Source organism: Desulfoglaeba alkanexedens ALDC (assembly GCF_005377625.1).
In the GTDB taxonomy this organism is placed as follows: Bacteria; Desulfobacterota; Syntrophobacteria; order Syntrophobacterales; family DSM-9756; genus Desulfoglaeba; species Desulfoglaeba alkanexedens.
The window spans coordinates 3,056,811-3,069,605 of record NZ_CP040098.1 but is presented as its reverse complement, the minus strand read 5'-3'; the positions used below and the strand labels follow the sequence as shown (position 1 = coordinate 3,069,605).

Here is a 12,795-nt window from a genome sequence, read left to right as displayed (position 1 = left end):
ATAAGCCCCTTTCGGGAAGGCAGCTGAAATGGGCATTGCCGAGAGTCGACATAGACCGGCGTTGACGGTTAGAGTCCCAAAAAGGCTTCTTTGACACGCTGGTCTTCCAAAAGGTCCTGGCCTCTGCCCTCCAGGACGATCCGGCCGTTTTCCAAAACATAACCTCTATCGCATATCGCAAGAGTCTGCTTGACGTTTTGCTCAACCATAAGAATTGTCATTCCCTTGTGGTGAATTTCCTGGACCAGCCGAAAAATCTCCTGGGTCAACCGTGGAGAAAGCCCCAGGGATGGCTCATCGAGCAAAACCATGCGAGGCAGAGACATGAGACCTCTGGCAATGGCACACATTTGTTGTTCCCCACCGGAAAGGGTTCCAGCCATCTGGCCGGTTCTCTCTTTCAACCGAGGAAACAATGAGAATACCCATTCCAGGGTTTCCTTACGCTTGGCTTTCGCCTCAGGATTTAAGGCGCCCATTTCCAGGTTTTCAAGAACCGACATTTCAGGAAACAGCTGGCGGCCTTCAGGGATATGAGACAAACCGAATTTAATAATTTCATACGGTTTCAGTTGATCCAAGCGCACATCACCGAAACGGATGCTGCCACGCTTCGGGCGCACAAGGCCGGAGATGGTTTTCATCAGGGTGGATTTTCCCGCTCCATTGGATCCGACCAGCACAACAAATTCATTGTTATGCACGTGAAAAGAAATATCCCACAGCACCTGAATGTCACCGTAAAACACATCCAATTGCTCCACTTGCAGCATGCCCGCTATTCCTTTCCAAGATAGGCTTCGATAACCGCGGGATGATTGGCCACCTCCTGAGGACTGCCTTCGGCAATGCGTTGGCCATAGTTGATACACAGAATCCGGTCGCACAGACTCATGATGACGCGCATGATGTGTTCCACAATGATGATGGTGATCCCTGAGTCTCGAATCTTGCGAATCAAGGTCACACCCTCAGCCTGCTCCTGAGGGGTTAGCCCCGCCATGGTCTCGTCCAAAAGGAGCAGCTTGGGCTCGGTGGCTAGAGCCCGAGCGATTTCCAAGCGTTTGCGATACCCGATAGGAAGCCCTTTGGCCGTCATGTCCTTTCTATGGGCAAGCCCGCAGAACTCCAGCACCTCGAGCGCTTTCTTTCGGCTTTCCGCTATGACATCCGTGCGGTTAAAGGCGGCCGTCATAACGTTTTCTAAGACCGTCATGCGGCGTAAAGGTTTCATCACCTGAAAAGTTCGCCCAATCCCAAGCTTACAGATTTTCCATGTCGGCAGGCTATTTAAGGTTGTCCCTTGAAAACGCAGAGACCCCGAGGTGATGGGATAATAACCCCCGATCAGGTTGAAGACGGTGGTCTTCCCCGAACCGTTGGGGCCAATGAGTCCGAAAATTTCCCCTTCATTGACATGAAAGCTCAGTCCGTTGACGGCCCGAAGACCACCAAAGTCCTTGGTAAGCTCATGGGATTCAAAAAATGGCGTGCTCATGAGCCCTTTCCTGCTGTGGCGGCAACAGATTCGGCCTTTCTAGACCATAGTCGCCGGATCTTATCCCAATCTCCGACGACGCCATTTGCCATGTATAGGATGACGAAGATAACCAGCAGACCAAACACCAAAACATGGACCTCGCTGACCCAGCGAGGAGCCAGCCCGAAAAAGGAACTTCTGAAAGTTTCCTGGAGCAGCACCATGATGAAGGCCCCAAGGGGAGGTCCCCAGAGGGTGCCGACACCTCCGATGATCCCCACCAAAATGGCCATGATGGAAATGTGATGCAAGGAAAACACCACTTCTGGATCGATGAACGCCATGTAGTTCATGTAAAAAGCGCCGGCCACTCCCGTGAAAAACGAGCTGATGATAAGGGACAGACTTTTATAGCGGAAAGCGCTGACACCCATGGATTCAGCCGCATCCTGATCCTCACGAATGGCTACGAAATAGTAGCCCCACTTGGAACGCATCGCGAGATGAATGGCCAGGATACAAGTCAAAGATAGAAAAAGGGCCAAATAATAATACGGCAGTTTGCTTCGGAATGTTTGCATCAGCAGAATGCCTTCCATGCCCCCGGTAAAACTGCGCCACACCACGGCGATCAATCGAAAGATCTCGCCGACGGCTATGGTCGCCAGCGCAAAATACGGTCCTCGCAACCGAAAGCAGATCCAACCGATGATAAAACCTATAAGCGAGGCCATGGGACCGCCGAAGATCACACCCCACCACGCGGAAACCCCCAGTTTTGTAGCACATAAGCCAGCAGTATAGGCCCCGATGCCGAAAAAGATGGCGTGACCGAAAGACACTTGCCCTGTAAAGCCAGCCAGAAGGTTCCAGGATGACCCAATAATGACCCAAATATAAGCCAGAATGATCACGTGTAGATAATATTCGGAGCGGACAACCCACGGAAAAATCAGCGACGCGGCCACGATCAAGGCGATCTGCCATCGTATTGCTTTCATGCCGTCTCCATCCCTATTAAATCTTGGTCAAGCGTTTCAAGCCTCCGGGAAGAAAGATGAGCACCAGGAGGAAGATGACCATGCCCACGGCGTCTTTGAGACCCATGGAGACATAGGTCGCACCGAGGGATTCCGAAACCCCCAAGACAACCCCGCCCACGATGGCTCCTACAGTGCTACCCAACCCGCCAAGGATCGTAATCACGAAAGCTTTGAGAGTGAACGCCCCGCCTAGATCCGGAAAAAGATAGTAGATAGGAAGGAGCAGGGTTCCGGCGGCAGCCACCAGGGCGGCACCTAATCCGTAAGTGAACACCATGATGCGGTCGGCGTTGACCCCTAGAAGGAGCGCCGCTTCTTTGTTCTGGGCCGTCGCTCGAACGGATTTGCCTGTATCCGTTTTCAAAAGAAAAATAAAAAGCCCGATGGTCAATAAAACGGCAATCCCAAAGGCGATGCACATGGGCAGGTTGAAAGCGATGGGTCCGGCATAAAGCGATATGGAGGTGTATGCCGGGCGTACCGATTTATAATCGGAATGGAAGATCATGCGAGCGATCTCCGTCAAGACCATGCCGATCCCGACGGTCATGAGCACCTGATTCTCCGGGAGGATGGCTTCCACCTTGATGAGCGGGTTCAAGAGGTATCGCTGGATCAGGGCACCAAGCACAAAGAGTGCCGGCATGGTAACCACCAGTGCCAAATAGGGATCCACATGCAGGTATTCGTAAAGAACGTAGGTAATGTACATGGCCACCATCATGAGCTGGCCATGAGCTAGATTGATGATCTTCATCACACCCATGATGAGAGTCATCCCAATGCCGATAAGCGCGTAGATGCCCCCCATGAGAGTGCCGGCAACAACGGTTTGTACAAACACACTCATAACGTCCTGTCCTTGTCTCTGAGCCGCTTGCGGTGCCTAAAGCAACGGGGTGCAGATCTTTTGCTTCTTGTTCCCAAGCTCCAGCTTGGGAACACAACTGTGCAGAAGTTCCAGCTTCGGTGAGGCCGTTCCCAAGCCATAGCTTGGGAACGAGGGGAATTCTATTTCCCCTCCCCTTGTGGGAGGGGATTAAGGGGAGGGGAATGTAACTGATTGACATTCGTTAATTTTCTCACCCTCACCCCAACCCTCTCCCATCAAGGGAGAGGGGGATTTTTTTGACCTTGTTCCCAAGCTGTACCTTCCACCTTGTTCCCAAGCTCCAGCTTGGGAACGAGGGGAAACGAAGCTGATGCGCTTGCTGCTTCAAGGCCATCTGCATCTACCTCAGAGGGTCACCCTGGATGTCGTTCTAAAAGATCCGCACCCAAAGCAACGGAGCGCCCCTGGCGACGCTCCGCATCTTGTGAACTACCTCCAAACACTTTCCCAATCGATGGGATACACATAGGGTTTGGTAGCAAGCTCCTTAGGCCATACGAGTTCCAAACGGCCGTCGATCCATTGCACAAGGTACGTTGGAAGGCGGTTCTGGTTGGTCTTCTTGTCATAGGCAATAAATTTTACAGGACCGAATACGGTCATCATGTCGGTTTCCGCCATAGCTTTCCGAATGTCGTCACGACTGGTGGATTTGGCCCGTTCCAAGGCATCGGCTATAACGTAAGCAGACGCATAAGCTTCTGCGCCATGATATTCCGTATCTTTTTTATAGGTGGCTACGAACTTGTTGTAGTAGTCCAGCGCCCCAGGGTATTTGAGGGTCTGGTACCATAATGTTGCGGAAAAGACCTTCTCCGCCGCCTTGCCGGCATTTTTCGGAAATTCGGGCAAAGTAAAGCCGGCACCTCCGCCGACGAACAATTTCGGTTTGACGCGCAGTTCCATGGACTGACGCATAAGCAGGGCGGCATCCATCACATAGGAAATCATGTAGATGAGGTCAGGATTTTTATCTTTGACCTTAATAAGGATGGGTTTGAAGTCTACACCACCGTGTTCGTAGCCTTCTTCGACAACTACTTGGATCCCAAGTCTTTGACAAATCTCCTTAAACTTTCTGGCTCCCGAACTACCAAAATTGGTATTCTCGTAAAGAATGGCGGCCGTCTTCGGCTTGACCACCTCCACCAGGAACGACTCCAGTGCCTTGGGATATTCACTGACAGGAGGATTCAAACGAAAAACGTAATCCCACCCCTGTTCGGTGATCTTATCGTCGGAGCCGGTGTTCACAAGAAACGGAATTCGGTTTTGCTGAGCAACTCCGGCGATAGCAAAAGTTTCGGAACTACCGTAGCCTCCGCCAAGCATGAGAACCTTATCTTTGTTGATCAGTTTTTCCGCGGCGGACCGAGCCACTTCAGGGCGTCCCGTGTCGTCTTCGAAAAGAAATTCTAATTTCTTGCCGTTAATACCGCCCGCGTCATTGATTTCCTTAAGAGCCATATCGAAAGAGAGCTTTTCGATTTCGCCGAAGTTAGCCTTTGCTCCCGTAAGCGGAAGAATGATCCCTACGCGAAGCGTTTCTTCGCCCCAGGCTAAAACATTTCCGAAAACACAAAGAAAACTCAGGCATAACACCGCACATAGCAACTTCCTCATGATACGTCCTCCCTTTTCTCAGGTTAATACTTATCCTCCAGTCACGTGTGGTGTACTCAACTGTGGAACTTGCGAATCGGGGTGGACCAAAAGACCTGAAGCTCGAACATGCCGCGGGGCTATCTGCCGATCTGCCAACAAATATGCTATCTGTCATCGACACATCTGTCAAGTGGCACCTGTTCTCCTTTAAACACCAATATAAGGATTTTGCACATAATCTTTGTTTTGTTTGCTCACTCCTAATTAGTGCCAGAACGAAAACCCCGCTTTTCACCATGGCGGGGATAAAATTTCCCCTCGTTCCCAAGCTTTGGCTTGGGAACGGCATCACCGAAGCTGGAGCTTCTGCACAGTTGTGTTCCCAAGCTGGAGCTTGGGAACAAGAAGCAAAAGATCTGCATCTTTCCCCGGGTTTCAGGTATCCGCGGTAGATCATCTCACGCAGCTGGATGCAGACTTGATCGACCCTAAAACGACCGCGGCCCAAGTAACCACTTTTTTGTAGATCATCTCACGCAGCTGGATGCAGACTTGATCGGGTATTCTCTTGGGCCGGACGGGCCTGAACGGCAACCTCATGACGAATCGAGAATCTCCCCGTAGATTTGGATAGCATGGCGGACGGCGATGCGGTCGCCGGATCGGGAGAGGACATCGTGCAGCTGGATCATGCACGCGGGACATCCCGTGGCCACGACGGCGCAGCCCGTCTCAATGATGCTGTTTCGCTTCCGTTTGCCTATACTTGACGACAAATCATAATGTTCCAGCCCGAAACTTCCGCCCAATCCACAGCAGCGGTCGGCCTCCGGCATCTCGCGAAACCGATAGTTGGGATTGGCCTGGATGAGGCGGCGCGGTTCGACGAAAACCCCCAAAGACTTCCTCAAGTGGCAGGGGTCGTGATAGGTGACCACCGGAGCGGCGTCTTCGAGCGGTTCCGCCGCCGGAGGCACGTCTTGGATGTGGGCCGCCAGGAACTGATGGATGTCGAGGGTCTTGGAAGAAACGGCGGCGGCCCGGGCCTTGGTTTCGGGATCGGCGTCTTCCAGCAGCAGCGGCCAGATCTTTCGAATGGTGAAGGTGCACGTGGCGCAGGCTGTCACCAGGTAGTCGAAGCGTCCCGCGTCGAAGCGTTCCAGGTTGTGGCTCACCAGCTTTCGGAAGGTCGCCGTATCCCCGGAAGACGCCGCGGGAATGCCGCAGCAGGCCTGGTTCCGCGGAAGAAAAACCCCGACGCCGTGATGGTCGAGCACGCGGAGCACGGTTTCGGCCACTTCGGGAAAGATCTTATCGATGAGACACCCGACGAAGAAGGCAACCTTGAGGCTCGAACGGCCGGCCGGTGCATCCCGTTCGGGAACCTTGGCGTGGAAAGGGACCGCCGCCAGAGGTTTGATCCGGCGGTCGGCGAGAACCGGCGACAGAAACCGCGCGCAGCTGGTTCCCAGCGCGTCGTCCACGGGTTTCGTGAAGACGGTCTGAAAGCGTGCCCCCCATTCCATGAGTGAATCGAAGAAGGCGGGGCGTGCGAGTATGCCGCGGAGGATGGCTTTCTTGACCGGGGATAGGCCCATGTAGCCGGCGAGGATGGCTCGGGCTTTGAGGAAAATGTCGAGCACCCGCACACCGCTCGGGCAGTTGGCCTCGCACGACCCGCACAGCAGGCAACGGTTCAGGCTCTCCGAAACGCCCTTGGGATCCTTGAACATTTCCCGGGACAGTCCGTCCAGGAGAGCTAGCTTTCCCCGAGCCACATCGGCTTCGCGCCCCGTTTCCTCATACAGCGGACACACCGCCTGGCACATGCCGCACCGCATGCAGACGATGAGCTGATCCTCCAGTTCGCCGATGAGCCGCGCCAGTTGCCTCATCCGAGCCATCACGCCTCTCCCACTTGGGACCGGCAGGTGAACACGTGGACGGTGATGCGATTCGTCATCGCGCCGGAGGAACCGGAGCGCCGCCTTACCGGCCGGCGGTTTTCCAGACACCCTGGGCCCGCTCGCCCTCCGTGGCCGCCAAGGTCATGCCGGCCGTGTCCGCGGTCCATGGTAGCCGGATCCGCGATCAGGGACAAGGGATGGGCCTTCGAGACACCGTGAGGGATCGTCTGTGGGCGCGGGCTGGCCCGCGACAAGCATCGCCGGCAAGCCGGCTCCCACAGGGGGTATGAGCAGATCGCAGGCAAGCCGGCTCCTACAAGATGAAGAAAACCGCACTTTCCCGGGCGGCTCGCGGACGTTCTCTGACGGCGGTGTGGGGATGGCCGCGTTGACTTTTGCCGGGCTTGAGTGAAAAATGGTGGATAAATCGATGCCGGCCGGTCGAACCGTCCGGTTTTCACCGAAAATATCTCCACCGATCGCTATGGACGCCCCCTTTTCCTTCCAGGAGCCGCCTTGCATGGAATCGAAACGATCTCTTTTTTCATGGGCTCTCAGCCGCTACCGGGGGCTTCAGCTCCTTCTGCTCGTTCTCATCGTGTGCACCATCTTTTTCCGGGTCTTTCCGCTGGAAATGCAGAAGCGCATCGTGAACGTCGCCATCCGCTTCCGCGATGTCAACTCGCTCTTTCTCTACTGCGGCCTATACCTTGGAGCGGTGGTGTTGGCGGGGCTTCTGAAGTACGTCATCAACGTCCTCCAGGGCTACATCGGCCAGAAAATTTTGAACGAGATGCGCACCACACTCTACGAAAAAATCCTCCGCCTTCCCCTTCCCTTTTTCCGGAAAACGCCTCCCGGCATGGTGATTTCGTCGCTCACATCGGAAATGGCCACCATCGGCGATTTCCTGGGAAGCGCCGTGGCGGTTCCGGTGGTGAGCATCCTGACGCTTCTCGCTTTCGCCGGCTATATGTTTTATCTGAACTCACTGCTCGCGATCCTGAGCCTGTCCATTTACCCGTTCGAAGTCCTGATCATCCCTTTTTTGCAGAAGAAGGTAAACCAGCTCAACAGCGAACGTATCAACGAAAATCGGTCCTTGAGCAACGCAGTGGGAGAAGCCGTTTCGGGAATCCACGAAATTCATGGAAACGCTGGCTTTCCCATTGAAAACGAAAAGGTGTCTCTCTACTCGGAGCGCCTGCTCCGACTCCGGCACCGAATCAACGTATTCAAGTACCTCACCAAGTTCGTGAACAACTTCTTTCAGAGCCTGGGGCCTTTCCTTTTGTTTCTCGTGGGGGGTTACCTGGCCATCCAGGGGCGGTTCAACCTGGGAGAGCTGGTGGCATTCCTTTCGGCCTATGAAAAACTCTACGACCCCTGGAAGGAACTGATGGACTATTACCAAAGCCTCCAGGACAGCCGGGTGCGCTACCGCCGAATCATGGAAGCCTTCGATGTCGAACCCGAGTTCGCCTTGAAGCCCGCCGATCGCGAACCGTTGAAACTGGAAGGCCGCATCGAGGTGCAGGATGTCAGCTACGAGGTGGACGGAAACATCCGCCTCCTGGACCAGATCTCTCTGGAACTTCAGCCCGGGGAACGCCTGGCGCTTGTGGGCCTTTCCGGGAGCGGCAAGAGCACGCTCGCCATGGTGATGGGCCAGCTCTACAACTATAACCGCGGTCACGTCCTGGTAGACGGCCGCGAGCTCAAGGAACTCAGCAAGTTGGACGTGAGCCGCAACATGAGCTTCGTCTCTCAACATCCCTTCATCTTTGACGGAACCATCCGCGAAAACATCGTCTACGCCTGCCGTTCACTCATGCTTTCCATAAACGGCGGCGGGGAAGCCGGGTACCGGTTCCTCCCGGACGAGCGGGAAATCCTGGAGCTGGTGGAGCGCGTGGGGCTCACGGAGGACGTCCTGAAGTTCGGTCTGAACCGGGTGGTGACCCGGGAGTGCTGCGGGGATCTTGCCGAAAAGCTGGTGGTCGTGCGCCACGTTTTCCACAAGCGCTGGGGAAGGGAACTCGAGGACGTGGTGGAGTTCTTCCAGGAAGACCGCTACCATCAGTACAGCACCGTCGCGGCCAACCTCATTTACGGGTTTTCCAACCGGGACGACACAGCCTTCGAACGGCTGGCGGCGAACAAGAGGTTCGTCGCCTTTCTGAAACGGCTAGGCCTTTACGGGCCTCTTTTGGATCTGGGTGTCGATGTGGCGACGCAAACGGTCGCCCTCCTTCGCGACCTGAAGGAAGATCCTTTCTTCTTCGAACAGAGCCCCATTTCGCGGGACGAAATCGACGCCTACGCGGAAGTGGTCGATCGGCTGGGAAAAGAAGATCGGCGGGTGCGCTACCGCGATGACGAACAGGCCTTCCTTAAACTGGCGCTCCTTTTCATCCCCGCACGCCACAAGATGGCCGCTCTCCCGCAGTCGCTCCGAAACGCCGTCTTGAAAGCGAGGCCCGAGCTTCGCGAATATTACCGCAAAGAAGACCCCGAAGCGTTCACCTTCGTGAACGTTTCCAAATACGTACACATTTGGAGTCTTTTGGAAAACATTCTCTTCGGCAGAATCAAGGATGAATCGACCCATGCCCAGGAACGGATCGTGAAGCTCGTGGTGGACCTCCTCAAGGCCGAAGGCCTCTACGACGCGGTACTCGCCGGCGGACTGGAATTCCAGGTCGGAAGCCGGGGCGACCGCCTCTCAGGCGGACAAAAACAGAAGGTTGCGCTGGCCCGCGCACTCCTCAAGGCGCCCACGATCCTCATCCTTGACGAAGCCACGGCGAGCCTGGACATGGCGTCCCAGGGGCGGATCCAGCAGTACCTGGATACCAATCTTCGCGGGAAGAGCACGCTCGTGAACGTGGTCCATCGCCTGGAGCTGATTAGGGATTATGAAAAGATCGCCGTCATGAAGGCCGGAAGGATCGTCGAAATGGGACGATACGATGAACTCATGAAGCAGAAAGGACTGCTCTATGAACTCGTCCACGGATGAGAGACTGTGCGACTTTCCGCAGGGAGGCAAGGGCGACTACCGTTGCGAACTGGAAGCCAACCTGGCGATTCTCCGAAACACTCCGGCCTTTTCCGGCCTTCCCTTGGAACGACTCAAGCTCTACGCCTTCCTCTGCAAACGCTACCGCTACCGCGCGGGCGAATTTCTCTTCCACCAGGGGGACAAGGACGACCGAGGCTACATCATCGCCCGCGGCAGGACCCAGGTCATCCGGGAGTACAAGGACCACTCTTATATTCTGAGCGAACTGCATGAGGGCGATTTTTTCGGGGGGCTGGCCCTCCTGGCGGACATCAAGCGGCTTTTTTCTGTGAGAGCCGTGACGGAGTTGGAGGTGGTGGCCCTGGATCGGGAGAGTTTCCGGAAGATCCTGGCTCAATTTCCGGAGACTTCCATCAAGGTCCTGGAGGTCATGATCCAGCGGATCGCCCAGATGGAAGAAAGACTGCTTGAGAAGCACGTGCACGAATGCACGTACCAGTCGTGAGGATGCCGGAGGCAAGCATGGATTCCGCGAGGCAACCCGTTTCCGTGAAAACGATTTTCGCCGACGAACTGGAAGGCTACCTGCGAGGTCTGCGGGAAGAGGATTTCGTCCTGGTGGATGTCCGGGAACCCGAGGAATACAAAGCCGGGCACATCCCGGGAGCGAGACTCATCCCGCTCCGCGAGATCGAGCAACGGCTCCACGAACTGGACCCCCGAAAGGAGGTCATCCTTTACTGCTCCGTCGGCGGTCGATCCCGCGCCGCGGCTGCTTTCATCGCCGACAGCGGTCTTTCTCCCAGGGCCGTTACGAACCTGAAAGGCGGCTATCTGGCCTGGGACGGAAAACCGCTGCAGGGGTTTCCGCGCACCCGGGCGTTTCGAAAAGCCGCGACGCCAGCCGAGATCCTGGAAAACGCCGTCGACTTGGAAAAGGGAGCCTGGCGGTTCTACGCGGCCGTGGTCCGCCGATTTCCGGACTCCCCTTTCGCCCGGGCGGCGGAAACCCTCACAGGAATGGAACGAGCGCACGCACGCGTGGCTTTCGAGTACCTGAAGAAGGCCTCGGGCGACCGCTCGTGGCCGCCTTTCGACGCATACTTCGATGTCCTTTCGGGCGAGCTGCTGGAGGGCGGCGAACCTCTGGAGGAAGCATTGAAGCGGCTGGAGACGCTTCCACTGAATCGTTGCAGCGCCTTTGCCGAACTGGCGCTGGATATCGAATCCAAAGCTTATGATCTCTACCGGAACCTCGCCGCCGAACTGCGGGATCCCGAAGCGCAGCGGGCCTTCCTCGCGCTCGCCGAACAGGAAAAGGGACACCTTCGGCTGCTGGCCCGCGTTTTCAACAAGTGCGGCGATTGAACCGGCTGGAACGGAAGGAGTCTTCTTCTTGTTCCCAAGCTCCAGCTTCTTCTTCTTGTTCCCAAGCTCCAGCTTCTTCTTCTTGTTCCCAAGCTCCAGCTTGGGAACACAACTGTGCAGAAGCTCCAGCTTCGATTCCCATGAGGCCGTTCCCAAGCTGGAGCTTGGGAACGAGGGGAAAGTCCCCCTCTCCCTTGATGGGAGAGGGTTGGGGTGAGGGTGATAAAATTAATGTATGTCAATCAGTTACATTCCCCTCCCCTTAATCCCCTCCCACAAGGGGAGGGGAAATAGAATTTGGCATCAAATATTAAGTCTATTATTTTGTACGCTACCAAACTTTTTATATTCGTGGTCGAACCCACAATTCACAATATTTTCATGTTTCGTTGTGACCCCACGGGGTCATGGGGGTTATTTTCACTGTTGGACACGCTCTTAGAGGGAGGAGCAGGATGATTGGAAACGACACGCTCACCGCCGTCGGCAACCTAATGGTTGGTCATGCCGAGCACCCCGGTGCCAGGACGGGCTGCACCGTGATCCTTTCCCGCGGCGGCGCCATAGCGGGTGTTGACGTCCGCGGCGGGGCCCCGGGTACTTATGGAACGGACAGCCTTCAACCGATCAACCTGGTAGACCGGATCCACGGGCTTTTCTTCACCGGCGGAAGCGCTTTCGGGCTTTCCGTGGCGGACGGGGTCCGCCGATTTTTGAAAGAGCGGGCCATCGGCTTCGACAGTGCCTACGGCATCATCCCCATCGTGGCCGGTGCCGTGATTTTCGACCTAGGGGTGAATGCCGGCGGCCCCCATCCCGACGCGGACCTGGGCCGGCAGGCGTGCGAGAACGCCTCCGACGGCCCGGTGGCGGAAGGTTGCGTGGGGGCCGGAGCCGGCGCCACGGTTGGAAAGCTTCACGGGCTGGATCGAAGCATGAAAAGCGGGCTGGGCTGCGCCTTGATCGAGGTGCCGACGGGCGTGAAGGTGGGGGCCCTGATGGTGGTGAACGCCTTCGGGGACGTGGTGGATCCGTTGAGCGGGCGGCCGATCGCCGGCTGTCGGGACAGCGCCGAAGGGTCCCGCCTGGTCGGCACCGATGCGGAAATCAGACGCTTCAAGCGCCTGAGAGGCTTCTCCGCCGGGGAAAACACGGTAGTGGGTGTGGTGGCGACCAACGTGGCCTTCACGAAGACCGAACTCACCAAGGTGGCTCAGATGGCCCAGGACGGACTGGCACGAACGGTCAGCCCGTCACACACGCTTTACGACGGGGACGCGGTCTTTGCGTTGAGCTGCGGTGATCTGACCGGGGTGGAGGTGACGGTTGTGGGTTCTCTGGCGGCCCAGGCCGCGGCGGAAGCGATCCTGCGCGGCGTCCGAAGGGCTGAAGGCCGTGGAGCGATTCCCGCGGTCCGCGATCTCTTCCCAGAGGAGGGGATCCGCGACCGGCATTGAACGTGTCCAACGTGTCCA

At 56.3% G+C, this 12,795-nt stretch carries 12 protein-coding genes; 5 read left to right on the top strand and 7 right to left on the bottom strand.

Annotated features, from left to right (window positions below; all coding sequences use genetic code 11):
* Positions 1 to 68: 68 nt before the first annotated feature.
* The 5 genes from FDQ92_RS13860 to FDQ92_RS13840 all read right to left on the bottom strand — a co-directional run bounded on the left by FDQ92_RS13860 (position 69) and on the right by FDQ92_RS13840 (position 5,038).
* Complete coding sequence (locus tag FDQ92_RS13860; RefSeq protein WP_137425443.1) at positions 69 to 773, bottom strand: ABC transporter ATP-binding protein; 705 nt, start codon at positions 771 to 773, stop codon at positions 69 to 71.
* A gap of 5 nt (positions 774 to 778) precedes the next feature.
* On the bottom strand, positions 779 to 1,498 hold the full coding sequence (locus FDQ92_RS13855) for an ABC transporter ATP-binding protein (RefSeq protein ID WP_137425442.1): 720 nt from the start codon (positions 1,496 to 1,498) through the stop codon (positions 779 to 781).
* The gene (locus FDQ92_RS13850; RefSeq protein ID WP_137425441.1) at positions 1,495 to 2,481 is read right to left on the bottom strand and encodes a branched-chain amino acid ABC transporter permease; all 987 of its coding nucleotides are present in this window, start codon (positions 2,479 to 2,481) and stop codon (positions 1,495 to 1,497) included. The genes FDQ92_RS13855 and FDQ92_RS13850 overlap by 4 nt, the downstream gene beginning before the upstream one ends.
* Before the next feature lie 16 nt (positions 2,482 to 2,497).
* Positions 2,498 to 3,373 carry a branched-chain amino acid ABC transporter permease gene (locus tag FDQ92_RS13845; protein ID WP_137425440.1) on the bottom strand — a complete coding sequence of 292 codons (876 nt, stop codon included), beginning with the start codon at positions 3,371 to 3,373 and terminating at the stop codon, positions 2,498 to 2,500.
* Between the two features lie 471 nt (positions 3,374 to 3,844).
* Positions 3,845 to 5,038, bottom strand: coding sequence for an ABC transporter substrate-binding protein (locus FDQ92_RS13840; RefSeq protein WP_137425439.1), 1,194 nt, complete (start codon positions 5,036 to 5,038; stop codon positions 3,845 to 3,847).
* 62 nt (positions 5,039 to 5,100) lie between these two features.
* Between FDQ92_RS13840 and FDQ92_RS13835 the strand changes: the two genes are divergently transcribed.
* On the top strand, positions 5,101 to 5,472 hold the full coding sequence (locus FDQ92_RS13835; protein WP_137425438.1) for a hypothetical protein: 372 nt from the start codon (positions 5,101 to 5,103) through the stop codon (positions 5,470 to 5,472).
* A gap of 144 nt (positions 5,473 to 5,616) precedes the next feature.
* Here FDQ92_RS13835 and FDQ92_RS13830 read toward each other — a convergent pair whose 3' ends face one another.
* Complete coding sequence (locus tag FDQ92_RS13830) at positions 5,617 to 6,924, bottom strand: (Fe-S)-binding protein (protein WP_137425437.1); 1,308 nt, start codon at positions 6,922 to 6,924, stop codon at positions 5,617 to 5,619.
* Between the two features lie 523 nt (positions 6,925 to 7,447).
* On the opposite strand from FDQ92_RS13830, the gene FDQ92_RS13825 reads away from it, so the two are divergent.
* Genes FDQ92_RS13825 through FDQ92_RS13815 form a run of 3 tightly spaced genes read left to right on the top strand, consistent with a single transcriptional unit; the run spans position 7,448 to position 11,320 of the window.
* Complete coding sequence (locus FDQ92_RS13825) at positions 7,448 to 9,949, top strand: ABC transporter ATP-binding protein/permease (protein ID WP_137425436.1); 2,502 nt, start codon at positions 7,448 to 7,450, stop codon at positions 9,947 to 9,949.
* Entirely contained in the window at positions 9,930 to 10,457 is a 528-nt protein-coding gene (locus FDQ92_RS13820) for a Crp/Fnr family transcriptional regulator (protein ID WP_137425435.1), read from the top strand. The genes FDQ92_RS13825 and FDQ92_RS13820 overlap by 20 nt, the downstream gene beginning before the upstream one ends.
* 17 nt (positions 10,458 to 10,474) lie before the next feature.
* Positions 10,475 to 11,320, top strand: coding sequence for a rhodanese-like domain-containing protein (locus tag FDQ92_RS13815; RefSeq protein WP_211341285.1), 846 nt, complete (start codon positions 10,475 to 10,477; stop codon positions 11,318 to 11,320).
* Here FDQ92_RS13815 and FDQ92_RS15325 read toward each other — a convergent pair.
* Positions 11,301 to 11,462 carry a hypothetical protein gene (locus FDQ92_RS15325; RefSeq protein ID WP_170180378.1) on the bottom strand — a complete coding sequence of 54 codons (162 nt, stop codon included), beginning with the start codon at positions 11,460 to 11,462 and terminating at the stop codon, positions 11,301 to 11,303. The two genes, FDQ92_RS13815 and FDQ92_RS15325, sit on opposite strands and share 20 nt — an antisense overlap.
* Positions 11,463 to 11,775: 313 nt before the next feature.
* Between FDQ92_RS15325 and FDQ92_RS13810 the strand changes: the two genes are divergently transcribed.
* Positions 11,776 to 12,777 (top strand): P1 family peptidase, encoded by a 1,002-nt coding sequence (locus FDQ92_RS13810; protein WP_137425433.1) that lies wholly within the window; start codon positions 11,776 to 11,778, stop codon positions 12,775 to 12,777.
* The last annotated feature ends 18 nt before the right edge of the window (positions 12,778 to 12,795 follow it).